The organism is Pseudoduganella guangdongensis (genome assembly GCF_009857475.1).
GTDB lineage: Bacteria > Pseudomonadota > Gammaproteobacteria > Burkholderiales > Burkholderiaceae_D > Rugamonas > Rugamonas guangdongensis.
Map to the genome: position 1 here is coordinate 16814 of NZ_WWCJ01000012.1, position 23140 is coordinate 39953.

The window sequence follows — 23140 nt, forward strand, 5'->3', positions numbered from 1 at the left end:
CAGGGACGATTCGTGCAGGAAAGCATCATGCACATCCAGCAAATTGCGCTCCACGCGGCAGGCGCCTGCGGCATGCTGCTCCTGTGCGCCTGCCACCCCGCCAAGCCCGCCGCCCCTGCAATCGACGGCGGCAATGCGCGCCAGGGCCAACAACTACTGGCGCAATACCAGTGCGGCAGCTGCCACCGGATTCCCGAAGTGGACGCCGCGCGCGGCAGCGCAGGTCCGTCGCTGGAACGCTTCGCGCTGCGCAGCTACATCGCCGGACGCTGGCCGAACCGGCAAGAGGTGCTGGTGCGCTGGATCGCCGACCCGCAAACCATGGCGCCGGGCAGCCTGATGCCCGATATGGGCGTCTCCGAAAGAGACGCGCGCCATATGGCCGCCTATCTCTACTCGCTGGAATGACGCCGGCACTGCAATCCATCCTGTCGCCCGCCGGCCCTGATGCAGTGGTGCTGGCGCGCCTGGCCTGGTTGCTATTCGGCGCGGGCGCGCTCATCTTCCTGTTGGTGGCGGTGCTTGCCGTCGCCGCCGTGCGCGGACGGCGCGGCAAGTCGTGGTCACGCTGGCTGGTGGTGGGCGGCGGCCTGGTGGTCCCGATACCATTGCTGGCCGCCCTGATGGCGTGGTCCGGCTGGCAGGCCTCGCACCTGGCGTGGCCGTTCTCCGGCGCGGCCCGCATCCACGTCAGCGTCACCGCCCATATGTGGTGGTGGGAGGTGCGCTACCGCGATACGCGCAGCGGTCGCCAGGCGGTGCTCGCGAACGAAATCAGGCTGCCGGCCGGGGAGCGCGTCTACCTGGCGCTGGCCTCCGCCGACGTGTTGCACGCCTTCTGGGTTCCCGCGCTGGGCGGCAAGGTCGACATGGTTCCCGGCCGCTTGCACGGCCTGACACTGCAAGCCGACACACCCGGCCACTACCGCGCCCCATGCGCAGAATACTGCGGCACCCAGCACACCGGCATGGCGCTCGACGTGCTGGTGCAGCCGCCCGCCGCCTTCGACGCCTGGCTCGCGCAGCAAGCCAGCCCCGCCACGCCCGCGCCGCAGGCGGTGGTGAGCGCGACGGTGGCACGCGGCCGGCAAGTCTTCCTGGCCGCGCGCTGCAATGCCTGCCATGCCGTGCGCGGCGTGGCGGAAGGGGCTACGCTCGGCCCCGACCTGACCCATCTCGCCAGCCGCCGCTCCCTGGCCGCCGGCACGCTGCCAATGACCCGCGCCGCCTTGCTCGGCTGGATCGCCAACCCGCAAGCCGCCAAGCCCGGCGCCCGCATGCCGCCCAGCAGCCTGCCGCCGGAGGATCTGCAGGCGCTAGCCGCATGGCTGGAGAGCCTGCGATGAGCACCCCGAACCATCTCCCGCGCCCACCCGGCGAGCTGGATGCGCTGGAGCAGGCCTGGCGCCAACCGCGCGGATGGCGCGCGCTGACCACTGTCAACAACACCCGCATCGGGCGCCTCTATCTGGCTACCGCCTTCGCCTTCTTCCTGTTCGCGGGCGCGCTGGCGCTGGCCATGCGCTGGCAGCTGGCGGTGCCGGCCAGCGACTTCATGCAGCCCGGCACCTACAACCAGTTCTTCACCATGCACGGCACGGTGATGATGTTCCTGTTTGCGATCCCGATGGTGGAAGCCATCGCCGTCTTCCTGTTGCCAGGCATGCTGGGCGCGCGCGACCTGCCGTTCCCGCGCCTGTCGGCCTACGCCTACTGGGCCTACGCCTTCGGCGGCGCCGGCTTCATCGTGACGCTGGCTTTCGGGCTGTCGCCGGACGGCGGCTGGTTCATGTACCCGCCGCTGACCGGCAAGCAGTACTCGCCCGGCCTGGGCGCGGACTTCTGGCTGCTCGGCATCGGCTTCATCGAGATCTCCGCCATCGCCGGCGCGATTGAGCTGATCATCGGCATCCTGTTTACGCGCGCGCCCGGCATGACGCTGGCCCGCATGCCGGTCTATGCCTGGTCGATGCTGGTGGTGGCCCTGATGGTGGTATTCGCCTTCCCGCCGCTGATCGCCGGCACCGCCTTGCTGGAACTGGAGCGCGCCTACGACTGGCCGTTCTTCATCGTGGAGCGCGGCGGCGACCCGCTGCTGTGGCAGCACCTGTTCTGGTTCTTCGGCCACCCCGAGGTGTACATCATCTTCCTGCCCGCCGCCGGCATGGTGTCGGCCATGCTGCCGGCGCTGGTGCAGACGCCGCTGGTGGCGCGGCGCGCCGTCATCGTCTCGCTGGTCGCCGTGGGCGCATTGAGTTTCGCGCTATGGATGCATCATATGTTCACTGCCGGCCTGGGGCAGTTGGAGACCATGCTGGTGTCCGCCGCCAGCATGGCCATCGCCATCCCGACGGCGCTGCAGGTCTTCGCCTGGATCGCCACCATGTGGCGCGGCCGGGTGCAGCTGAACGCGCCGACCTTGTTCATCTTCGGCTTCCTGCTGGTTTTCGTGCTGGGCGGCCTGACGGGCGTCATGGTGGCCGCGGTGCCGTTCGACCTGCAGGCGCACGATACCTACTTCATCGTCGCCCACCTGCATTACGTGCTGGTGGGCGGTCTGGTCTTCCCCATGTTGGCGGCGGCCTACTTCTGGATGCCGCTGTTTAACGGGCACCGCATGTCGGAGCGCGTGGCGTGCTGGGTGTTCGGGCTGGTGTTCACCGGCACCAATGTGGCGTTCTTCCCGATGCACGCCAGCGGCCTGCTCGGCATGCCGCGCCGGGTCTACACCTATAGCGCCGCGATGGGCTGGGACGGCCTGAACCTGGCCAGCACGGTAGGCGCCATGCTGCTGGCGGCGGGCGTGCTGCTGTTCACGTTGGACATGGTGCGCACCTTGTGCCGCCCGCAGCGCGAGCACGGCAACCCATGGCGCAGCAGCGGGCTGGAATGGCTGCCGCAAGGCGAGTACGGCACCCGCAGCCAGCCGGAGGTGCGCTCGGCCGAGCCCTTGTGGCGGCAGGCCGGCCTGGCAGGGGCGGTGGAGGCCGGCCTGCACTGGCTGCCCGGCACCTTTACCGGCCGGCGCGAAACCTTGGTCACCAGCCGGCGCGCCGCCCGACCGGCGCATTTGCTGGTGCTGCCGGGCGATAGCTGGCTGCCGTTCTTGTGTGCGCTCGGCACGGCGGGCTTCTTCCTGCTGCTGACAATGCAGCTGCCGTTGCCGGCATGGCTGTGCGGCGCACTTGCGCTGGCGACGCTGGTGGCCTGGCTGTGGGGCCTGGACCGCCCGCTGCCGCCCGGCTCCCCGCGCGAGGCAATGGCCGGGGACGGCGTGCCGCTGCCAATTGGGGCGAGCGGTTCGGCTTCGCATTCGTGGTGGGCGACGCTGGTACTGGTGGTGGTCGACGGTGCCATCTTTGCTTCCCTGGCTTTCGCGCTGCTGCATATCGGCATGGCGCTGGAAGTATGCCCGCCGCCCGGGGCGCGCTTGCCGCCGGCGCAGGCGGCGTGGCTGGCGGCCGCGTTGCTGGCGGCCAGTTCGGCGTTGGCCTGGTGGGGCGGTCGCCGTCCGCGCCAGGGCTGGCCGCTACTGGCGGCGGGCGCTTGCCTGCTGGCGGCGTTCGCGCTGGACCTGGGCAGCCATTTGGCCGCCGGACTGGCGCCGCAGCGCAATGCCTGGAGCGCTGCGGTGGCGGCCTTGCTGGCGTATGGGGGATTGCACGCGGCGGTGCTGGGGGCGGCGGCGCTGTATGTCGCGGCGCGCGGCGGGCTACGGGCGGCGCGCAGGGCCACGCTGGATAACACCATCCTGCTATGGCACTGCGGCGTGGCGCAGGCGCTGGCCGGCCTGGCCTTGATACGCTGGCTTTAGAAGGAGTACACCAGCGTCAGCGAGGTCTGGGTATCGGTATTCTGCTTGTCGACCGGCACGCTGGTATCGTTCTGCGCGCGGAACGCCGCCTTCATCTGCATCGAGCCGTTGATGCGGGTGCTGAGCGAGGTCTCCGAGGTCGAATGCATATTCCACGAACCGCGTTCCACCGTCAGGGTCTGCGCGAAGGCGGCATTGTCGTTCAGCTTCCAGCGGAAGGCGGCGCGGCCGCGCACGATCATGCCCTGTTCACGCTCGCCGTTGGCGCGCTTGCCGTCGAAGTAGCCCGGACCGAACTCCATGTCCAGCGTCTTGTCGTCCGACTGGAACCAGCGGAAGCCGTGACCGACACCGACGCTCGAGCTGCGGGTGTAGGCGCCGAATTTGTCTTCCGCCATGGAGGCCAGCATGTACAGGGTGGAATTTTCTTCCATCAGCTTGTAGCCCGCCTTCGCGCCCAGCTGGTAGCGCTGGGCGGAACGTGTGTTCACGTCCTGGCCGTCGATGCGGTTACGGTCTTCCTTTAGGTAGCCGTGGCCGGTGTATTCGTTGCTCCACAGCGGGGTGTCCTGCAGGGCTTCGAACTTGCCGGTGACCGACGTGCCCGAGGTGTTGCCGCTGGTGGTGATGGCGCCGATTTCCGCGGCGATGATCCAGTTGCCCGGATGTTCAATGTCTTCGGCTGCCAGGGCGTTGCCGGCAACCAGGCCGGAGGCCAGGAGTAAGGTAGTAAAGTATTTCATAACTAAATTCTATCAGGGCTCGACAGAATGTGCCCGTTTGAGACACCGCAGCACGAATGTGGAGCGGCTGTGGCGGATGCCGGGCAGCTTGTACAGCTTGCGCCGCAAAAACTCCTCATAGCCCGCCGTGCCGGCCACCGCCACCTTGATCAGGTAGTCGTAGTCGCCGGTCAGCAGGTAGGCTTCCATCACTTCCGGCAGCTCGGCCAGCGCCTCGCCGAAGCGGTGCAGCATGTCGTCGTCGTGCCGGTCCAGTGTGACTTCGATGATGACCGTGTCCGGTAAGCCCAGTGCTTGTTGATTTAGCAAGGCGGTGTAGCCTTCGATCACGCCGCGCTCTTCCATGGCGCGCACTCGGTTCCAGCAGGGCGTGGTCGATAGCCCGACCTTTTCCGCCAGCTTGGTGTTGCTTAAACGGCCGTCGCGCCGTAATTCGCGCAGGATTTTCCGGTCTAGTTCGTCGATGTGTTCCATGATTTGCGCTTTAGGAAGAAGATTCTTCTATTCTACATGCAAATCAAGGCAAACTTTGGATGCCTATTCCGGCCAGGTAGCCGGATAATCTCCCTCATGGATACCGAACAAAGAACTTTCCGCCTGCGCCTGGAGCGCACTGCCGCCATGGATGCCGCCGAAGCCGTGCTGGCCACCTTGCGCCGCGGCGGCGTACAACTGCACGCCATGCGCATGGCGCCCGGCGTACATGGCATGAACCTGGACCTGGATGTGGCAGCCGAGGGCGAAGATGCCCTCGTGCTGGCGCGCATGCGCCTGTGTAACCTGATCGGCGTGCTGAAGATACGGGTTCAGGCCCCGATATAGGCGTATTTGAAGCCGAAGGTGAGCGCGATCACCCACACGATCGGCTTGACTTCGCGGAAACGGCCCGTCAGCAGCTTGAGCGCGGCGTAGGTGATGAAGCCGAAGGCGATGCCGTGCGCGATGGAGAAGGTGAAGGGGATCAGCAGGGCGGTGATGGCGGCCGGGATGCTCTCCGTGGTTTCGCCCCATTCGATATCGCCCAGGTCGCGCAGCATCAGGCAGGCCACGTACAGCAGCGCCGGCGCGGTGGCGTAAGCCGGCACCACGCCGGCCAGCGGGGCGATGAACAGGGCCGCCAGGAACAGCAGCGCCACCACCAGTGCGGTCAGGCCGGTGCGCCCGCCCGCCTGCACGCCGGAGGCGCTTTCCAGGTAGGCGGTGGTGCTCGACGTGCCGAGCACGGAACCGGCGACGATGGCGGTGCTGTCGGCCAAGAGGGCCTTGTTCAGGCGCTCCATCTTGCCGCTCACCAGCAGGCCGGCGCGGCCCGCCACGCCCATCAGGGTGCCGGTGGCGTCGAACAGTTCGACCAGGAAGAACACCAGCACCACGTTCAGCACGCCCACGCCCAGCGCGCCCGGCACATCCAGCTTGAACCAGGTCGCGTCCAGCGACGGCGGCGCCGAGAACACGCCTTTGAAGGTGTTCCCGCCAAAGAAGAAGCTGAGCACCGTGACCAGCATGATGCCGATCAGGATGGCGCCTTTGACCTTCAGCCGGTCCAGCGTGACGATCAGCAGGAAGCCGACGATGGCCAGCAGGGCGGGCGCCTTGTGCAGGTCGCCCACGGCCACCATGGTGTTCGGGTTGGCGGTGACGATGCCGGCGCCTTTCAGCGCGATCAGGCCGAGGAATAGCCCGAGCCCGACGGTGATGGAGATCCGCAGCGAACGGGGTATGCCGTTGACAATGGCTTCGCGCAGGCCCAGCACGCTGACCAGCAGGAACAGGCAGCCGGAGATGAAGACGGCGCCCAGCGCCACCGGCCACGCGATGCCCATGCCCAGCACCACGGCGTAGGCGAAGTAGGCGTTCAGGCCCATGCCGGGCGCCATGCCAATCGGGTAATTGGCGTACAGGCCCATGATGATCGTACCGAGCGCAGCGGCCAGGCAGGTGGCGACGAAGACGGCGTCTTTCGGCATGCCCGCATCGCCCAGGATGGCGGGGTTGACGAAGATGATGTAGGCCATGGTGAGGAAGGTGGTGAAGCCTGCCACCACCTCGGTGCGCACATCACTGCCGGCTTCTTTGAGTTTGAATAGTTTTTCTGCAATAGACACGAGAACTCCCCGGATTGTTCTTCCGGGGAGCATACCATCACGGCAAGTCCAGTGCGCGGGCGATGTCGTCCCACGCCACATACTTGAAGTTCTGGGCGCCGTCCGGCAGGCGCTTGTACCCGTCCTGCACCACCAGCATGCCGCGCGCGAAGCGGCCGCCAAGGTTGGCGGCGCTGACATCCAGGCCGTCGGTCTCGGAGGCGCCGTCGATGCCCGCGGCGCTATTGAAACCGATGCGGAAGCTGCCGCGGATGCGGTGCGGCGGTGCGGCGTCGGCCACCAGGTAGCTGTTGCTGCCCTGGCTGGAGACCAGCAGGTAGCTGGCCTGGGCGCCGTGGTACAGCGCCATGCCTTCCACGTCGGCGCGCAGGTGGGCGCCGAGCGGCAGCACCAGGCGCGGTTCGGCCTTGGCTTCGGCGCGCGCGTCCAGGCTCCACACGCCGCGTTTCTCCTCGCCTGCGAACAGGCGGCCGTTGCGGTCGTCCGCTACGCAGCCTTCGGGCTGGCTGCCCAGCTTGAAGCGGCGCACCAGGCTGGCGCTGAAGGCGCCGCCGCCATGCGCGATGCGGTACTGCAGGAAGCTGCCGTCCTTGTCGTTGACGAAGGCTTGCAGGCCGCCGCCGGCCGGCTGGTACAGGCAGATGCCGTAGATGCGCTCCAGCGGGGTGGGGAAGCGTGCCGCCTCCGCCACCGTGCCGGCGCTGTCGATGGTGTACAGCACCAGCGCGTTGTCGTCGCGCTGGGTGGCCATGGCCAGGTCGAAGCGCTGCCCGTCCAGCAGCACGTCCTGGCGCAGGTCGACGTTGTTCAGGCGTCCCGATTCCAGCAGTTGCAGCTCTTTGCCTTGCAGGTCGTACACATGCAAGCCTTGCTTCTTGTTGGTGCCCAGCACGCGGCCCTGGCCGGGACGCTGGCGGTCGGCCCAGATGGCCGGGTCGTCGGCGGCGTCGCCCATGCGCGGCATGGTTTCGGTCTGCACCAGCGGCTGCAGCACGACTGCCGGCGGCAGGTCGCGCCGCAGCGCAATGGTTTGCATGGTCTGGCGTTTGTGGTCGACCAGCGCCACGCCCTGGGCGGCGGGCGCCAACGTTTCCGGCGCCGACACCAGCTTGCCGTAGGGCTTGCGCAGGGCCAGGGCGCGCCGCTCGGGCGCTGCTTCGGCGTCGGCGTTGTAGGCCCAGGCGCCGAAGCCTTCCTCGTTCACCACCAGGGTGGCGCTGGCGTCGTGCACCAGGCAGGCGTTGCTGTGCGGCGGCAGGGCAAGCTTGCGCACCAGCTGCGGCTTGCCGCCCGTCGCTAGCAGCCATTGCTCCGCCTGGCCGTCCTTCCCGACCAGGAAGGCGTGCAGCAGGCCTTGCGCGTCCTGGTGCAGGCAGGCGGCGTCGGGCGCGACGGCGGCGCCGTCGATCACGGCGCGCGCCGCGAGCGTGCCGCCAGCGGCATCGACGCTGACCGCGATGGCGCGTTCGGTGTTGGCGTCCACCACCAGGGCGGTGCCGTCGCGGTAATCCAGGTGGCGGGCGCGCAGCGGCAGGCGGGCGCGCTCGGCACCGTCGGCGCCGCGCAGCAGCAGGCCGCGCTTGTCGGTGGACAGGCTGGCGCCTTGCGGCAGGGCGATCGCTTCAAGTGCCGTTGCCGGCAGGCTGCAGGCCAGCAGCAGGGGGACTATTGACAGGCGCATCATCAGAAGAAGCTCGCTTTCAGGCCCAGTTTATAGGTGCGGCCATATTGTTCATATTGCGCATTGTGCGCTTTGACGCCTTGGTAGACGTAGTATTTTTCATTGTTCACGTTCGCCACGTCGAAGTTCAGCTGCACGGCTTTGCTGATATGCCAGGCCAGCGAGAAGTCGACCTGTTTCTGGGTGTCGACCATGCGGTCCTGGCTGCCGTTCAGGATATCGGCGCCAAGTTCGAGCAGGTAGGGCGACTTGTAGTTCAGGGCGACGCGCGTACTGACCGGGCCGGCCTCGTAGCCGAGCATCAGGTTCATCACGCGGTCGGACTGGCCAGGCATGGCGATGCGGCGCGCCACCATGGCGCCGGCTTTGCTGTCGTAGCGCGCCACGTTGGCGCGCGAATCGGTCAGTGCGCCGTTCACGCCCACCAGCAGGCCGTTGAAAGGCGCGGGCAGCATGCGCAGCGGCTGCTGCCAGGACAGCTCGATGCCCTTGACCTTGGCCATGTCGCCATTGGCGTAAGTGGTGGCGCTGGTGTAGCCGGCCCACTGCCCGCTGCCGGCCAGGTTGGTGGTGTAGGTGAAGTTCTTGATGTCCTTATAGAACAGGTAGGCCGACACGGCGCCGTCGCCGCCGATCATGCGTTCCGCGCCCAGGTCGAAATTGTGCGATTTGAGCGGGGCCAGGTCGGGATTGCCGATGGTGGCTTCGGTGGCGCTGGCCAGGGCGATGCCGGGCGCCAGCTGGCTAAAGTTGGCGCGCACCACGGAATGCGTCCAGGCGGCGCGCAGGCTGGTGTCGCGGTCCACGTCATAGCGCAGTTGCAGCGAAGGCAGCCAGTTGGTGTAGGAGCGCTTGCGCTCGAGCGGGGTGATGCTGCTGCCGCTGGCGCGTACGCCGTGCGCCTCGAACGCGGTGTGTTCGGCGCGTACGCCGGCCAGCAGGCGCCAGTCGTCTTGCGAGACGGTGTTCTGGAAGTAGGCGGCGTCAATATCCTCGTGCAGCGTGAAGTCGTTGATGGCCGATTCCGTCGCCAGGCGCGCGGCGGCGCGGTCGAGGCCCGCCACGCGGGCGCGTATGGCCGCGGGGTCGAGGGCGGCGCCGATGCGGCCGAACGGGTAGTCCAGCTCGTGCCCTTGCACAAAGCCGGCCATCGAGAGCGCGCCGCCGACCGCCTTGGCGCTGTAGCTCCACTGGTTGGTGTCGTTGCTCTTTTCGCGGCGACTGGTCTTGGCGCCGAATTTCATATGCGAGCGCAATTCGCCCAGCGCGAATTCATGCGCCAGGTCCAGGCGCAGGTGGTGTTCGGTGTCTTCCGAGTAGCGCTGTTGCAGGGTGATCGCGTTCAGGCTGTAGCTGGCCGGGTCGTAGGCGCTGGCCGGCGCCTGCAGGGCCGGGCGCTGGCCGTTGGTGAAGCTGATGCCCGGGAAGTTGGCATTGCCGCGGAAACGGCCGTCATTCAGGGCTTCCGGCGTGTCTTCGTCGGCCTTGCTGCGGCCGGCCTGGGCGTCCAACTGCCAGTCGCCGAGCTTTTGCTGGGTGCCCAGCACCAGCGATTGCACTTCCTGCGTGTATTTGCGCTGGCGCAGGCGGCGTTCCAGGCGCGCGCTGGCCGGCGTGCCTTCGGTCAGAGTGCCGCCGCTGACGTTGCTGACGGTGAGGCGGTCGCGCACCTCGTCATCGCTGAAGCGGCTCAGGAAGCTGCGCAGGAACCAGCTGTTGCCGGCTTGCGGGCGGTAGTCGAGGTTGAGGGCGGCGGCGCGCCGTTCGCGCACCGGCAGGTAGTCGCGCAGCTCGACGCCGCCCAGGCGCTCGCCGTCCCAGGCGCCGCCGGTTTCCACGTTGTCGGAGCCGAACTTGCGCTTCTCGCCGCTCAGGCCAAGGGCCACGCCGAACTTGCCGCCGCCAAAGCGGCTGGCCCACAGCAGGCCGGCGTTTGGGCTGTCCTGCTGCGTGTTCTGGTCGCGCGACACGGCGCCGTGCACCGACAGCAGCGAGCCGGGCAGGTCGAAGGCGGACAGCGATTTGACTTCCACCGTGCCGCCCAGCGAGTTGGCGTCCTGCTCCGGCAGCAGGGTTTTGCTCACTTCCAGCGAACGCACCAGGCCCGCCGGCAGCACGTCCAGCGCCACGGCGCGGCGGCTGGCTTCGGGCGAGGGCACCAGTGCGCCGTTGATGGTGACCGCGTTCAGGTCCGGTCCCAGGCCGCGCACGGTGACGTAGCGCCCCTCGCCCTGGTCGCGCTGCACGGAGACGCCCGGCATGCGCGCCAGCGCTTCGGCGGCGTTCTTGTCCGGCAGGTTGCCGATATCGTCGCTGCTGAGCACATTCCGGATGTTGTCGGCCTTGTCCTGGGCGGCAATCGACTTGGCCAGCACGGCGCGCTGGCCGGTGATGACAACGCTGGTGGCGGCCAGGCTGGCGTCGGGGGCGTCGGCAGCCAGGGCGGCGCCGCCATGCGCCAGCGCGAGTGCCGCAGCGGCGAGGGAGGTCAGTTGAGTCTTCATTATTGTGTAGACGGGAGTGGAGGAATGCAGCGCAGTATGGGAACCGTGCATGACAAGCCGGTTACGCCGAGGTGAGCCGAAATGACCCGGCGCGCCCCGGCCCGCGCCGGGGACGCAGGAATCCCGCTGTAACACCACGGTCATAAGCCGCCGCTAAGCTGCCCGGTTATGCTGAACCTTCACCGACACTCCCTTGCCGCGGCCGCCCTGGCCGTGCTGGCCTGCCTGCTGCTGTATGCCGGCGCGGGCACCCCCAAACCCGCAGCCGACTGGCATTGGATGGATATTCTGGCCGAAGGCGGCATGGCGCTGGTCGCCGGCCTGTGGTTCGTGATGACCCTGAGCAGCCGCCCCGGCGGCCTGGTGACGCGCCTGCTGGCTGGCGGCCTGGCCGCCGTCATGCTGGGCTCCTGGGCCGATTGCCTGGATGAGTTCTTCCGCATCGACAAGGGCGCTGCCTGGGACAACTGGCTGGAGGCGCTGCTGCCATTTGGCATGCTGGTGCTGACCGCCGGTATCTATTACTGGCGCCACGAGCAATTCCTGGTCAACGACCATCTAGCCAAGCGTGAACGCCTGTTCCGCCAGCACCGCGCTTTCGACCGCGTTACGCAACTGGCCGACGCGGCCTACCTGCGCCACCAGATCGGCCTGGAGCAAGAACGCGACCCGGGCGGCCAGTGCGCGCTGGTGATGCTCGATATCGACGGCTTCCACCGCATCAACCGCGCGCACGGGCAGCGCGAGGGCGACCGGGTGCTGCAGGCGGTCGGCCACATGCTGCTGCTGAACCTGCGCAATGAGGATTTGCTGTGCCGCTATGCCGGCGACCGTTTCGCCTTGCTGCTGCCGGGCATGGACGACCACGCGGCGCGCCAGCTGGCGCAGCACCTGTGCACGATGGTGGCGATGATGCGCCACCACGGCCCGCACGGCGCGCTGCCGGTCACCCTGCGCTACGCCTGCACGCCCGCGCAAGGGGAGGCCGACAGCCTGCTGGCGCGTGTCTCCGCTGCGCTCGAAGGCGGGGCCATGCCGCGCGCGGCCACGGTCGCGGCGCCGCACGCGGACCCCGCCTGATGCGTTACGCATTGCCCGACGAGGAAACGATCGCCGCCAGTGCGCCTTGGCAAATGCTGGACTACGCACTGCAGGCCGACGCGCTGCCAGCCGCCCTGGCGCGCGGCAGCGGCCTGCCGGGCGACGGTTCGCCGCCCGCGCCCGGCTGGCGCATCAGTCCCGCGCAGCACCTGCAGCTGCTGGCCAATGTGCTGCGTCAGCTGGAGAGCGCCGACACCAGCTTCATGCTCGGCCAGCAGATGCTGCCCGGCGCCGATGCCGCGCTCGCCGCCGCGCTGCGCCATGCCGGCTGCCTGCTGGAGGCGCTGGAAATCCTGTGCGCGCACCCCGGCCGCCTGCTGCCGCTGCTGCGGCCGCGCCTGCACAGTGCGGATGGCCAGGTGGTGCTGTACTGGACCGACAGCCATGGTGCGCCCAGCCTGCGCCCGGCCCTGGTGGAGATGCATATGACTGCGGTGGTGGCGCTGGCGCGCTGGCTGGGCGGCACGCGCCTGGCGTGGAGCTTCTGTTTCAACCGCGCCCGCCCGCGCCATGTGGAACAGCACGAAGTCCATCTCGGCGCGCAATTGCGCTTCGACTGCCAGCTGGACGCCATGCTGCTGGACGCGGCCAGCGCGCGGCAGCCCTGGCCCGGCGCCGATGCCGCCCGCGTCGCCGCCGCACTGGCCGGCGCCAGCGGCCAGCCCGAACCCGCCCCCAGCCTGCTCGACGCGCTGTACGACCATCTGCTGGCGCAAGTGCGCTGCAACCCGACATTGGAAAGCGCCAGCGCCGCCTTTGGCATCAGCCCGGCCACGCTCAAGCGCCACCTGGCACGCTGCGGCACCACCTTCCTCGCTGAACTCGACCAGGTGCGCACCCACGTCGCGCTTTACCTGTTCCGCACCCGGCAAGCCGACAACGACACCGTGGCCGACTACCTTGGCTTCCACGACGCCGCCAACTTTCGCCGCTCCTTCAAGCGCTGGACCGGCCTGACGCCGGCTTTGCTGCGCGCCGAATTGGCTACCTAGCCCAGCGCGAACAGCTGCGAGTACACGCGCGCCGCCATCAATCCGAGCGGCTGGTGGTGCACCGCCGGCCCCATATGCCGCGCCAGCATGGTCATGGCCTGCGCCTTGCTCGCGCAAGCGGCGATCTGCGCTTCCAACAGCCCCAGGTCGCTGGTGATGATTTCCCACGCATGTTCGTCGGGCGGGAAGTCGTGACGCAAAATGCCGCGCGCCGCCACCTCCCCCGCGCCCGGCACGCCGCTAGCGCTGGCGCCGGGTGCCGAGCCCTGTACCGGTGCAACGACCACCGCCATGACTTTACCGTTGTCGACCGCCTCGTCCTGGGCCGCGTCAACGCCCGGCGTGACGGGGACAGTTTGCAGGCCGAGCCGGCCGAGGGCATGCCCGAGCTCCAGCCGTTGCAGGAAATCCGGCCGGTCCGACACACTTCCCAGCATGGTGCGCAGCGCCGTCAGCACCACGCCATCGGGCAACGGGGGCGCCAGCACGATGCCCAGTTCGCCCCACTCGTGCAGGACCGAGGGCTGCGCCGCTGGCTGGTCGGGCACCGCCAGCTGGTAGCCGAGCAGCTCCGGAAAATAGCGCTCGCCGGCGCAGGCCAGCGCCAGGCGGATGGCCGCCTGCACGTAGCTGCCATCCTCCAGCTCCTGCCAGTTGCTGCACGCTTGCGCCGAAAGTGCGTGCTGTACTTGTGCCACATGGTTGGCCGCCGGCACACCCTTGCCCAGGTAGTCCAGGTAGAGCTTCACCAGCGGCATGTAGGTGGGCTGGCGCCAGTGATCCAGCACGCTATGCAGCCAGGCACCCTCCGCCAGCAAGGCCGGCGCCTGGACGCACAGGAAGCGCCGCGCCTGCGCCAGCGTGGCGAAATGGCGGCGCGGCGCGCCTTCCGCGCGGCTGGCAAGGTAGAGGCGGAATTCTTCGGCGCGGCTGCGGGCCCGCAGCTCGTGCCAGTCCTCAAGGCCGGCCAGGCCGCCGCTCCAGGCTGGCGGCAGGGCCGCCGCTTCGGCCAGGCGGCGTTGCAGGTAGGCCACCGCTTCGGCGCGGTTGGGCGCTTCGCGCAATAGCATATACAGTTGCCGCGACGGTCCGCCAGCGCCGGGCTGGCTGTTGCGGCTGAGTGGAGAAGTGGTCAGCATGGCAACTAGTATCCAAGGGCAGTTGTGGGTTTCCTAGCAGAGAGCAACGCGTCCCTGTGTCGGAGCAGTCTTACAAGCTTGTATAGAATTGGCCGCCTTGAAAACTATACAGTATCGCGGCCCATGCTTGACCGGATGTCGATGGATCAGTTGCGTAGTTTCATCGCTGCGTATCCACCGCTTCCGGCAAGCCTTGCCCGCTGTCGATGGTGAAGCCGTTGCGGCCGCGCCGTTTGGTGTCGTACAGGGCCATGTCGGCGCGGCCGATCAGGCCGCCGGCGGTTTCGCTGCCGCCGGCATACAGGGCGATGCCGATGCTGGTGGTGACGCGCAGCGGGGCGCCGAGCACGTGGAAGTCGGGGGCGACGGCGGCCATCACCTTCTCGGCCAGCAGTTGCACCTCGCCGGGGTGGCGGATATTCTCGAAGACGATCACGAACTCGTCGCCCGCCAGGCGCGCCACGGTGTCGGTGGCGCGCACATGGCCAGCCAGGCGCAGGGCGAATTCTTTCAGCACTTCGTCGCCGGCGGCGTGGCCCAGGCTGTCGTTGATGTGCTTGAAGTTGTCGATATCGAGGTAGGCCAGGGCCAGCTGGTATTCCTGGCGCCGCACACGCTCAATCGCCTGGTCCAGCACATCCTCGAACAGGCGCCGGTTGGGGATGCCGGTCAGCGGGTCGCGCCGGGCCTGGCGCAGCAGCTCGGCTTCCACTTCTCGGCTGCGGGTGACGTCGCCCGTCAGGGCATAGACGAAGGGCACGCTGCCGTCCTTGCGCACGTCGGGCACGAACGTGGTTTCCAGCACGCGCAATTCGCCGTGCAGGCGGGCGCTCGATTCGAATTCGGTCACGGTGCCGGCGAAGGCTTGTTCGAGCGCCGGGCGGGCTTCGGCGTAGGCGGCCTGGCCCATGACGCTGGCAATCGGGCGGCCGGGCAGGGTGTCGGGGTCGATATCGAGCCAGCGGCGGTAGGTGGCATTGCCGAACTGTAGGACATGTGCGGGGTCGATGGCGCTGATCATCACAGGCAGGTGGTCGGCGATCAGGCGCAGGCGCTTTTCGCTGGCGGCCTGGGCCAGCTCGGCGGTTTTGCGTTCGGTGATGTCGGTGCACATCAGGTAGAAGCCCTGCACCGTACCGTCGGGCGCGCAGTCGGGGACCAGCTCGGCCATCAAGTGCAGGTAGCGCTCGAGTTCATCGCCGGCGCGTTCGATGTGGATGCGGCGCCCGTCCAGCACCAGGTCGATGCAGTCCTGCCAGCGCGCCAGCATGGCGGGGCCGAAGACTTCGTCGATACGCTTGCCGATCATGGCGCGCGGGTCTTGGCCCAGCAGGAACTGGTAGTGCTCGTTGGTAAAGCGGTAGCGCAGGTCGCGGTCGATATAGGCCACCAGGGCCGGGATGTTGTCGGCAATCACGCGCGCCCGTTTCTCGCTTTCGGCCAGCCGGTCCTGCGCCGCCTGGCGCTCGGCGGTGAGCTCGTAGAGCGCCTCGCTCAGTTCGGCGACCTCGTCGCGGCCGCTGCTGCGCAGCAGGCGGATGTCGCCGCCGCGCGTGCGGATCGCCAGCAGGTTGTTGCGCAATTTCTGCAGTGGCGACAGCAGCACCTTGACCATCCACCAGCTGAGCAGGCCGGCCACGGCGGCGAAACCGCTGGCGGCCAGCACGGCTTGCCGCCGCATCTGGGCCATGGGGGCGAAGGCTTCGTCGGTCGGGTAGCGCACGGCGACGATCCAGTTGGTGGCGTTCAGCCGCTTATAGGAATAGATGCCGTCCACGCCGTCTTTATTGGTGGCTTCCATCCAGCCCTCGAAGCCGTCCAGTGCGCGCTGGGTGCCGAGGTTGAGGCCGGGGCGGGCGTTGATGTGTTCCAGCAGGCGCGCCTTGTTGGGGTGGTTGACCAGGATGCCCTCGGTGGTCATGATGAACATGAATCCCGTCTTGCCAGGCTTCATGGTGTTGAAATGGTGGAAAAAGTCGGAGTTCAACAAGTCGATGCTGCCTACCAGCACGGTCTGCACGTCGCCGCCGCTGTCGATGATGGGGTGGGTCAGTGCTACCACCGGCAGGTTGGAGACGCGGCCGCGCACCGGGGGCGAGATGATGCCGCGCTTTTGCGCCATGGTTTGCTCGAAATAGTTGCGGTCGGCCACATTGGGGTTGGGCTGGCTCGGCGGCCGCAGGCTGGCCAGGTATTGGCCGCTGGCGTCGAAGGCGGCCACGTTGGCGAACTCGGCGGCCGCCGCAGCGTGCCGCTCTATGGCGGCGCGCAGGCCGTCGGCATTACGCTGGCCAGGCGGCACGGCCTCGGCAATCGATGCCAGCAGCAAGCGCTTGGCGGCAAGCTGCTCGTCGATATGGGCGGCGGCCAGGGAAAGCAGGCTGAACTGTTGTTGGCCGATCACGGCCTTCATATCACGTTCCGCCATCGACAGCGCCAGCCAGGTCAGCACCGTGGTGGCGGCCAGCACGAAGGCGATCACCACGCAGGTCATGCGCGCGCGCAAGCTCTGGGGCAGCCATCGGGTTTGGGTCATGGCCTAGTATTGCACACCTGCTTGCCAGTGTGTTCTAAAATCCCATGCGGCTTATTCTCTGGAAATAATGTGAAAAATACAATGGCAGTTAGCCGGGTGCACTGATCCATGGCGCATTTCCACCTGGCTTGGGAGTTGGGCGGTGACGCCGCCCATGCGGGGCGCTTGCGTATCGTGGCGCAGGCTTTGCTGGCGCGCGGCCATGCCGTGAGCCTGTCGGTGCGCGACCTGGTGCTGGCGCGGCGCCTGTTGGGCGATCTGGAGGTGCCCTTGTTGCAGGCGCCGGTGTTGCTGAACGCCGGCGCGCAGAATGCGGCCAGCCTGGCCGAGATCATGTTGGGCGCCGGCTACCAGGAGCCGCAGGCGCTGGATGGCTTGCTGCGCGGCTGGCGCGCGGCGCTCGGCTTGCTGAAGCCGGATGTACTGGTGGCGGAGTTCGCGCCCACGGCCCTGCTGGCGGCGCGTAGCCTGGATCTCCCCGCGGCAGCGCTGGGCGCGGCTTTCACCTTGCCGCCCGCCGGCCAGCCGATTCCCAATTTCCGCCCGTGGGAGCCGGTCGACCTGGCGTGCCTGGCCGCTGCTGAACGGCATGTGCTGAAAGTGATGAATGCCCTGCTGGTACACCATGGCGGCGTGCCCTATGTTTCGGCGGCCGATGCCTTGCTCGGCCAGCAGCACCTGCTGTGCGCCTGGCCGGAGCTGGACCATTACGCGCGGCCGGCTGCCAGCGAGCATTGGCTGGGCCCGGCCTTTGTCACGCCGCCGGGCGCGCCGCCGCAGTGGCCGCCGGGCCAGGGGCACAAGGTGTTTGTTTACCTGCGCCAGGAGCATCCGGCCCATGTGGCGGTGCTGCATGCCCTGGTCATGGAGGGCTGCCGCGTGCTCTGCTACCAGCCGGAAGTGGCGGCGGGCGCGGTGCCGCCGGTGCACGCCACCAGCCTGGCCTGGGCGCGCGGGCCGGTCGACCTGGCTGCCGCGCTGGCCGAGGCGCGCCTGTGCGTGAGCCAGGGCGGGGAGGGGACGGTGACGCATGCCATGCTGGCGGCGGTGCCGATGCTGCTCTTGCCGACCCAGCTGGAGCGCTATCTGCTGGCGCAGCGGCTGGAGGCGGCGGGGATCGCCATCAATGGCGGCCGCTTCCCGGGCGCGGTGGACTGGCGCAGCGTGGTGCGCAGCTTACTGATGGACGGCCGCACCCTGCTGGCGGCGCGCCAGGTGGCCCAGCGTTATGCCGGTTTTTCGCATGCGCAGTTGGCCGAACGCGTGGTGGCCCGGCTGGAAGCCCTGTTGCCGGCGGCCTAGGCGCCGCTGCTTCTGGACGGCGCTTGCTGGCGCTCGCAATACTGGCGCCAGGCCAGTTCTTCCAGCGCGGCGACGGCGTCGTGCAGTCCGTCGAAGCGGGGGTCGGCAAAAGTGCGCAGGAACTGTTCATGGAATGCGGCCCGTTCCATGTCGGCCGGGGTGGGTGTGCGCGACTGATCCATTATGGTCTCCATTACTTGATGGCAGTTTCGCGCAGAACAGTTTTATTGTCGGTGCGGCAGTTCACTTTAGCGCACGCGGCCGCTGGATTCCGGAAAGTTCTGTTCTACCGAATGAAATATTGCGATTTCCTCTACAAGTGCGTACACTCATCTTAATCTACGGCAACCATTTAAGTTCAGCACAGTGTATTCACAGGCGCAAATCGATCCGGTCGTCAGTTTCCTGAACACGCAGGGTGAGGCGGTACGCGGCACCATTGTGAATCTCCAGCGCAAGTCGCTGGTGATGGAAGTCTATAACCCCTACTCCATCGTCCAGGTCAGCGAAGTACTCAGCGAGCTGACCGTGCGCATGGGCACGGCCAGCGCCTATATTGGCAAGGCGGTGGTGATCAGCATGGTCAACACCGGTTTGACGGCGGTGGTGTCGGTGACCCTGATCGATGAGTGGCGCGAACTGAGCGAAGTTGTGATGCGGCCCGGTGCGGTCGGGCGCGAAGCGAGCAAGTTCGTGCTGGACTGGGACGACCGGTTCCGCATCCGGCGCGATTACCAGATCGCCGTGAATGAAACACGCGCCTACCTGACCGAGGTGGCGCGCTGGGTGGAGCAGGTGGACCTGTCCGATTCCCTGCCCAAGGAAGGCGGCCGCCTGCGCGCCGACGTCTTCAGCGAGCTGGCCGAGCCGCTGATCCTGCGCGTGCGCCGCTACTTCGATGAGCTGAACCGCGAGGCCGGGATGGTGGAGCAGGAAGCCTCCGCCGCCCACCGCTCCTTCGCCCAGGGCGCCCTGCACCCGCTGATCCTGCGCGCGCCATTTGTGTTCCGCACCTTCAGCAAACCACTCGGCTATGCCGGCGACTATGAGATGGTGAACCAGATCCTGGGCGATCCGCGCCAGGGCCCAAGCACCTATTTCCAGATCGTCAACGCGGCCTTCTTGCAGACCGCGGTGGCGGTGGCGCACCGCAACCGTATCGACGTGTTGGTGGCCTTCCTGAAGCGCCACGCCGACGAGGCGCGCCGCATCGGCCGCCCGTTCCGCGTGCTGAACGTGGGCTGCGGCCCGGCCCAGGAAATCCAGCGCTTCCTGCGCGAATACGACGAACCGCACTGGCTCTCGTTTGAGCTGGTCGATTTCAGCGATGAGACGCTGGAGTGGACCCGCAAACGCCTGCGCGAACTGAGCGCCGGGCTGGCGCGCCAGCCCGACATCCGCTTCGTGCAGGATTCCGTGCACAACCTGCTGAAGCGCCGCACCGACGGCCCGCAGGTGGGCGGCAATTTCGATGTGGTGTACTGCGCCGGCCTGTTCGACTACCTGTCGGACAAGGTGTGCAGCCGCCTGCTCAGCTACTTCGCCTCCTGCATGCGCAGCGGAGGCCGCCTGCTGGTGACCAATGTCCATATCAGCAATCCGGAGCGTCCCGGCATGGAGCACTTGCTGGAGTGGTACCTGATTTACCGCGACGAGGCGAAGATGGAACAGCTGCTGCCGCCGCAGTCGCGCGACAGGATGACCTATGTCGATCCGACCGGCGTCAATGTGTTCGCCGAAGCGTCCCTGCCATGACCGGCGCCGCCCCCGCAGTGAGCCCGCATCTGTATACCGCTTACGAGAGCGACCTGCGCGCCTACCGCCTGCGCTTTAGCCGCGGCGGCGCGTGGACCGGCATCGCCCTGGTGCTGCTGGGCGTGGGCCTGGATTACAGCCTGTACCCGGCCCACCTGGGCGAGTTCGCGCTGGCGCGCGTGCTGGTGTCGCTCGGCATCCTGGCCATTATCGGCATCATGCGCCAGCCCTGGGGCCAGCGCCACGTGGAAGCCTTGAGTTTCACCTGGCTGATGCTGCCGCAGGCCATGATCGCGTGGATGATCGCTGTCACCGAAGGCGCGCAGTCGATCTACTACGCGGGACTGAACCTGGCGGTGTTCGCCTCGGCCATCGCGTTTGCCTTCCGCATGTGGCAGAACCTGGCGCTTGGTTTGCTGACCTACCTCTTGTATGCCGCGGCCTGCTATAGCCACGCCGGCCAGGCGGCGATGGACAGCGCCTTTGCCGTCAATTCGCTGCTGCTGGCCTTCAGCGCCACCGCCAGCGCGGTCTGCACCTATTACAACGAGCAGGCGCGCTTCAACCTGTTCCAGCTGAAGGCGGAACTGGCCGACAAGAACCGGCAGCTGGAGGCCAATAACCGCAGCCTGGCCGAGATCAAGGGGCAGATGCTGCAGCAGGAGAAGATGGCGGCCCTGGGCACCCTGGCGGCGGGCCTGCTGCACGAGGTGAACAATCCGGTCAACTTCTGCATGATGGCGATCGACGTCGCCATGGAGGAACCGGCCGCCAAGGGCAGCGAGGTGCTGAAGGAGTGCCTGGTGGACGCCAAGCAGGGCATGCAGCGCGTGCAGTACATCGTGTCCGACCTGAAGACTTTTGCTTACCGCAAGTCCGGCAGCGAACACGAGAGCGCGCAGTTCCTGTTCGAGCGCGCGCTGGAGTCCTCGGTGCGCCTGGTGGGGCACGAAATCAAGGGCGTCAAGGTGCAGCGCCACTTGCAGCCGGACACCCTGGTGCGGGGCGACGAGGCGGCCATTATCGGCGTGCTGATCAACCTGTTGAGCAATGCGGCGCTGGCCATGCGCAAGGGCGCGACCACGGCCCCGACCATCGACATCTATGCCGAAGCGCGCGGCGAGCGCCTGAAAATCACGGTGCGCGACAACGGCCCCGGCATCGCGCGCGAGAACATCGGCCGCGTGTTCGAGCCTTTCTTCACCACGCGCGAAGTGGGGCAGGGACTGGGACTGGGTCTGAGCATCTGCTACAGCGTGATTCAGCGCCATGGCGGCCTGTTGGCGGTGGAAAGCGTGCCGGGCGAATGGACGCAGTTTACCTTTGACTTGCCGCGCGTGACCGGGGGCGAGAAATGAGCGAGCGGGCGACCGTCCTGTATGTGGACGACGAGGAAATGGCGCGCAAGTACTTCGCGCGCGCGGTGGAGAGCGAATTCGCGGTGCTGACCGCGCCCGGCGTGGACGAGGCGCTGCAAATCCTGGCCCAGCCCGGCAGCGATATCGACGTGCTGGTGACCGACTACCGCATGCCGGGCCGCGTCGGCGGCGAACTGCTGCGCGAGGTGGAGCGCGACTACCCGCACCTGGTGCGCATCCTGGTCACGGCCTATGCCGACAAGGAAGTGCTGCTGGAAACCATTAACGGCGGCGACATCTTCCGCATCCTGGAAAAGCCGCTCGATACCGGCGTGGTGCGCGACGCGCTGCGCCTGGCCAGCGAGAACGCGCGCGAGCGCGCCATGCGCCGCCAAAGCCTGCTGGCGATCGAGGAAACGGTGGCTTTCCTGGCGCATGAACTGAATACGCCGCTGGCCACGATTGCCAATTTCGCGCGCAATATCCAGCGCCGCGTGAGCCACCAGGCCGAAGATAACGGCCTGCCGCTGAAAGCCGATATCGGCAATGCGGCGGCGCATATGAACGACAATGCGCGCTACTGCCTGGCGGTGCTGTCCTCTTTTGTCGAGTCGGTCAAGCGCGCCAGCGTGGTGCCGGCGGCGCGAGCTGGCGGCGGCACGGCGCGGCAGATGGTGGGTGCGCTGCTCGAGGTATACCCGTTCGCGCCGGGCCAGCGCGACACGGTCCAGCTGGAGGTGCAGGGCGACTTCGCCGTGCGCGCCGCGCCCAATTGCGTGGCGCTGGTGCTGTCCTCCCTGCTGAACAATGCGCTGCGCGCCCTGGACGGCCAGGCCGGCGCGCGCATCAGGATTACCGTGGGCGTGGCAGACCGCCCTTACATCATCGTGGAAGACAATGGGCCCGGCATCGCGCCGGCGCTGCTCAACCGCCTGCTGCTGGACCCGGTGTCCATGCATGGCAGTGAAGGCGGCAGCGGCTGGGGCCTGATCTTCTGCAACCGCGTGATGCAGTCTTTCGGCGGTCACCTGCGGGTGCAGTCCGAACAGGGCTGCTCCACCACCGTCACCATGAATTTCCCGGATTTAGAGAAGGAACGAGCATGATCGAGAACGAAACGGCACGAGCCGCCCCGGCAATCCTCTACGTCGATGACGAGGCGACCGCCCTGAAATACTTCCAGCGCGCGCTCGGTTCGCTGGCGCCCGTGTATGTGGCCGAGTCGGTGGAGGAGGGCAAACGCATGCTCGACCAGCACGCCGACGAGATCGCGGTGCTGGTCTCCGACCAGCGCATGCCGGGCGCCTATGGCAATGAGCTGTTGTTCTACGCGTGGGACCGCTACCCGCACATCGTGCGCATCCTGACCACCGCCTATTCCGAGCTGGAACACACCGTGGACGCGGTGAACCAGGGCCAGATCCACCGCTATATCCAGAAGCCGTGGGATATCGCCGCCTTGCGCATGGAGCTGAAACAGGCCCTGTCCCTGGCCAAGCTGCAGAAGGAGCATTCGCAGCTGCTGCGTGAAAAGCTGCTGGTGCGCCAGAAGCAGGCCGTGGCCAGCCGTATCGGCACCCTGTACACCTTGTCGGCCAGCCTGTCGGGCGAAACCTCCTTCGTGCCGGTTGAGAGCTACCTGGCGGGCGCCCTGAGCGCCGGCATGACGCCGCCGGAACCGGACTGGCTGATGCTGGACCATTCGGACCTGATCAGCTCCGAAGCCTTCCGCAGCGCCGCCTTCGGCCGCGCCGTGCGTGACCACCTGGACGACCTGGAGCAGCGCTATGCCGGTGCCGAAGCGGCGCACGCCTTCGCCCTGCTGGCCGAGACCTTCGGCCCAACCTTCCGCGCCACCGGCCCGGACAGCGCGCAATTCCTGCAGGCGTCGCAGCTGACCGAGTTCCTGGAAACCCCGACCAGCGTCCCGGTTTCCTCGCAGCACGCGTTCTGGCTGGCCTGCCTGCTGTGGATGGGCAAGCGCGGCGCGGCCATGCAAATGAGCAGCGGCGCCAGCGCCGTCGAATGTCGCATGGTGCAGGCCGACAACGCCCTGACACCGTCGCAGCTGGCGGCCTGGGTCGAGCAGTTCTAAGCTGGCGCGCGACCG

The 23140-nt window shown here is 67.6% G+C and carries 19 protein-coding genes; 11 read left to right on the forward strand and 8 right to left on the reverse strand.

The features are described from left to right. Positions 1–27 precede the first annotated feature (27 nt). Genes GTP41_RS17275 through GTP41_RS17285 form a run of 3 tightly spaced genes read left to right on the forward strand, consistent with a single transcriptional unit; the run spans position 28 to position 3814 of the window. Positions 28–408 carry a c-type cytochrome gene (locus GTP41_RS17275; protein WP_161026822.1) on the forward strand — a complete coding sequence of 127 codons (381 nt, stop codon included), beginning with the start codon at positions 28–30 and terminating at the stop codon, positions 406–408. Next, a complete protein-coding gene (locus GTP41_RS17280) occupies positions 405–1346 on the forward strand; it encodes a cytochrome c oxidase subunit II (RefSeq protein WP_161026823.1) in 942 nt (313 codons plus the stop codon). Before GTP41_RS17275 ends, GTP41_RS17280 begins: the two co-directional genes overlap by 4 nt. Further along, positions 1343–3814, forward strand: coding sequence for a cbb3-type cytochrome c oxidase subunit I (locus tag GTP41_RS17285; RefSeq protein WP_161026824.1), 2472 nt, complete (start codon positions 1343–1345; stop codon positions 3812–3814). Before GTP41_RS17280 ends, GTP41_RS17285 begins: the two co-directional genes overlap by 4 nt. On the opposite strand, the gene GTP41_RS17290 is transcribed toward GTP41_RS17285, so the two are convergent. Both GTP41_RS17290 and GTP41_RS17295 read right to left on the reverse strand, forming a co-directional pair. After that, positions 3811–4557, reverse strand: a complete 747-nt coding sequence (locus GTP41_RS17290; RefSeq protein WP_161026825.1) for a DUF481 domain-containing protein — start codon at positions 4555–4557, stop codon at positions 3811–3813. The two genes, GTP41_RS17285 and GTP41_RS17290, sit on opposite strands and share 4 nt — an antisense overlap. 12 nt (positions 4558–4569) lie before the next feature. Beyond that, entirely contained in the window at positions 4570–5031 is a 462-nt protein-coding gene (locus tag GTP41_RS17295; protein WP_161026826.1) for an Lrp/AsnC family transcriptional regulator, read from the reverse strand. A 96-nt stretch (positions 5032–5127) separates the two neighbouring features. On the opposite strand from GTP41_RS17295, the gene GTP41_RS17300 reads away from it, so the two are divergent. After that, a complete protein-coding gene (locus tag GTP41_RS17300; RefSeq protein WP_161026827.1) occupies positions 5128–5379 on the forward strand; it encodes an ACT domain-containing protein in 252 nt (83 codons plus the stop codon). Here the strand turns inward: GTP41_RS17300 and GTP41_RS17305 are convergent. Genes GTP41_RS17305 through GTP41_RS17315 form a run of 3 tightly spaced genes read right to left on the reverse strand, consistent with a single transcriptional unit; the run spans position 5364 to position 10847 of the window. Continuing rightward, positions 5364–6695 (reverse strand): NCS2 family permease, encoded by a 1332-nt coding sequence (locus tag GTP41_RS17305; protein WP_161026828.1) that lies wholly within the window; start codon positions 6693–6695, stop codon positions 5364–5366. The two genes, GTP41_RS17300 and GTP41_RS17305, sit on opposite strands and share 16 nt — an antisense overlap. A 4-nt stretch (positions 6696–6699) precedes the next feature. Next, entirely contained in the window at positions 6700–8346 is a 1647-nt protein-coding gene (locus GTP41_RS17310) for a phytase (RefSeq protein ID WP_229502933.1), read from the reverse strand. Then, positions 8346–10847, reverse strand: a complete 2502-nt coding sequence (locus tag GTP41_RS17315; protein WP_161026829.1) for a TonB-dependent receptor — start codon at positions 10845–10847, stop codon at positions 8346–8348. Before GTP41_RS17315 ends, GTP41_RS17310 begins: the two co-directional genes overlap by 1 nt. A gap of 168 nt (positions 10848–11015) precedes the next feature. Here GTP41_RS17315 and GTP41_RS17320 point away from each other — a divergent pair, with 168 nt between their 5' ends. Both GTP41_RS17320 and GTP41_RS17325 read left to right on the forward strand, forming a co-directional pair. After that, entirely contained in the window at positions 11016–11927 is a 912-nt protein-coding gene (locus GTP41_RS17320; protein WP_161026830.1) for a GGDEF domain-containing protein, read from the forward strand. Continuing rightward, the gene (locus GTP41_RS17325; protein ID WP_161026831.1) at positions 11927–12940 is read left to right on the forward strand and encodes a helix-turn-helix domain-containing protein; all 1014 of its coding nucleotides are present in this window, start codon (positions 11927–11929) and stop codon (positions 12938–12940) included. The genes GTP41_RS17320 and GTP41_RS17325 overlap by 1 nt, the downstream gene beginning before the upstream one ends. Here the strand turns inward: GTP41_RS17325 and GTP41_RS17330 are convergent. Together GTP41_RS17330 and GTP41_RS17335 are read right to left on the reverse strand one after the other, a co-directional pair. Then, positions 12937–14079 carry a hypothetical protein gene (locus GTP41_RS17330; RefSeq protein WP_161026832.1) on the reverse strand — a complete coding sequence of 381 codons (1143 nt, stop codon included), beginning with the start codon at positions 14077–14079 and terminating at the stop codon, positions 12937–12939. The genes GTP41_RS17325 and GTP41_RS17330 overlap by 4 nt on opposite strands. 160 nt (positions 14080–14239) lie before the next feature. After that, a complete protein-coding gene (locus tag GTP41_RS17335; RefSeq protein ID WP_229502934.1) occupies positions 14240–16615 on the reverse strand; it encodes a sensor domain-containing diguanylate cyclase in 2376 nt (791 codons plus the stop codon). Between the two features lie 108 nt (positions 16616–16723). On the opposite strand from GTP41_RS17335, the gene GTP41_RS17340 reads away from it, so the two are divergent. Continuing rightward, complete coding sequence (locus GTP41_RS17340; RefSeq protein ID WP_161026833.1) at positions 16724–17917, forward strand: glycosyltransferase family 1 protein; 1194 nt, start codon at positions 16724–16726, stop codon at positions 17915–17917. Here GTP41_RS17340 and GTP41_RS17345 read toward each other — a convergent pair. Then, the gene (locus GTP41_RS17345; protein WP_161026834.1) at positions 17914–18099 is read right to left on the reverse strand and encodes a hypothetical protein; all 186 of its coding nucleotides are present in this window, start codon (positions 18097–18099) and stop codon (positions 17914–17916) included. The genes GTP41_RS17340 and GTP41_RS17345 overlap by 4 nt on opposite strands. 184 nt (positions 18100–18283) lie before the next feature. Here GTP41_RS17345 and GTP41_RS17350 point away from each other — a divergent pair, with 184 nt between their 5' ends. The 4 genes from GTP41_RS17350 to GTP41_RS17365 are packed head-to-tail and all read left to right on the forward strand — an operon-like array spanning position 18284 to position 23125. Continuing rightward, positions 18284–19672 (forward strand): class I SAM-dependent methyltransferase, encoded by a 1389-nt coding sequence (locus GTP41_RS17350; RefSeq protein ID WP_161026835.1) that lies wholly within the window; start codon positions 18284–18286, stop codon positions 19670–19672. Further along, positions 19669–21030 (forward strand): sensor histidine kinase, encoded by a 1362-nt coding sequence (locus tag GTP41_RS17355; protein ID WP_161026836.1) that lies wholly within the window; start codon positions 19669–19671, stop codon positions 21028–21030. The genes GTP41_RS17350 and GTP41_RS17355 overlap by 4 nt, the downstream gene beginning before the upstream one ends. Further along, the gene (locus tag GTP41_RS17360; protein ID WP_161026837.1) at positions 21027–22136 is read left to right on the forward strand and encodes a hybrid sensor histidine kinase/response regulator; all 1110 of its coding nucleotides are present in this window, start codon (positions 21027–21029) and stop codon (positions 22134–22136) included. The genes GTP41_RS17355 and GTP41_RS17360 overlap by 4 nt, the downstream gene beginning before the upstream one ends. Then, entirely contained in the window at positions 22133–23125 is a 993-nt protein-coding gene (locus GTP41_RS17365; protein ID WP_161026838.1) for a response regulator, read from the forward strand. Before GTP41_RS17360 ends, GTP41_RS17365 begins: the two co-directional genes overlap by 4 nt. Positions 23126–23140 lie beyond the last annotated feature (15 nt).

Excerpts from the sequence above, each read along its gene's own strand:
- GTP41_RS17340 (WP_161026833.1), top strand. The coding sequence starts at position 16,724 with ATGGCGCATTTCCACCTGGCTTGGGAGTTGGGCGGTGACGCCGCCCAT.
- GTP41_RS17320 (WP_161026830.1), top strand. The coding sequence starts at position 11,016 with ATGCTGAACCTTCACCGACACTCCCTTGCCGCGGCCGCCCTGGCCGTG.
- GTP41_RS17285 (WP_161026824.1), top strand. The coding sequence starts at position 1,343 with ATGAGCACCCCGAACCATCTCCCGCGCCCACCCGGCGAGCTGGATGCG.
- GTP41_RS17355 (WP_161026836.1), top strand. The coding sequence starts at position 19,669 with ATGACCGGCGCCGCCCCCGCAGTGAGCCCGCATCTGTATACCGCTTAC.
- GTP41_RS17275 (WP_161026822.1), top strand. The coding sequence starts at position 28 with ATGCACATCCAGCAAATTGCGCTCCACGCGGCAGGCGCCTGCGGCATG.
- GTP41_RS17305 (WP_161026828.1), bottom strand. The coding sequence starts at position 6,695 with ATGCTCCCCGGAAGAACAATCCGGGGAGTTCTCGTGTCTATTGCAGAA.
- GTP41_RS17365 (WP_161026838.1), top strand. The coding sequence starts at position 22,133 with ATGATCGAGAACGAAACGGCACGAGCCGCCCCGGCAATCCTCTACGTC.
- GTP41_RS17330 (WP_161026832.1), bottom strand. The coding sequence starts at position 14,079 with ATGCTGACCACTTCTCCACTCAGCCGCAACAGCCAGCCCGGCGCTGGC.
- GTP41_RS17345 (WP_161026834.1), bottom strand. The coding sequence starts at position 18,099 with ATGGATCAGTCGCGCACACCCACCCCGGCCGACATGGAACGGGCCGCA.
- GTP41_RS17325 (WP_161026831.1), top strand. The coding sequence starts at position 11,927 with ATGCGTTACGCATTGCCCGACGAGGAAACGATCGCCGCCAGTGCGCCT.
- GTP41_RS17315 (WP_161026829.1), bottom strand. The coding sequence starts at position 10,847 with ATGAAGACTCAACTGACCTCCCTCGCCGCTGCGGCACTCGCGCTGGCG.
- GTP41_RS17290 (WP_161026825.1), bottom strand. The coding sequence starts at position 4,557 with ATGAAATACTTTACTACCTTACTCCTGGCCTCCGGCCTGGTTGCCGGC.
- GTP41_RS17295 (WP_161026826.1), bottom strand. The coding sequence starts at position 5,031 with ATGGAACACATCGACGAACTAGACCGGAAAATCCTGCGCGAATTACGG.
- GTP41_RS17335 (WP_229502934.1), bottom strand. The coding sequence starts at position 16,615 with ATGACCCAAACCCGATGGCTGCCCCAGAGCTTGCGCGCGCGCATGACC.
- GTP41_RS17300 (WP_161026827.1), top strand. The coding sequence starts at position 5,128 with ATGGATACCGAACAAAGAACTTTCCGCCTGCGCCTGGAGCGCACTGCC.
- GTP41_RS17280 (WP_161026823.1), top strand. The coding sequence starts at position 405 with ATGACGCCGGCACTGCAATCCATCCTGTCGCCCGCCGGCCCTGATGCA.
- GTP41_RS17310 (WP_229502933.1), bottom strand. The coding sequence starts at position 8,346 with ATGATGCGCCTGTCAATAGTCCCCCTGCTGCTGGCCTGCAGCCTGCCG.
- GTP41_RS17360 (WP_161026837.1), top strand. The coding sequence starts at position 21,027 with ATGAGCGAGCGGGCGACCGTCCTGTATGTGGACGACGAGGAAATGGCG.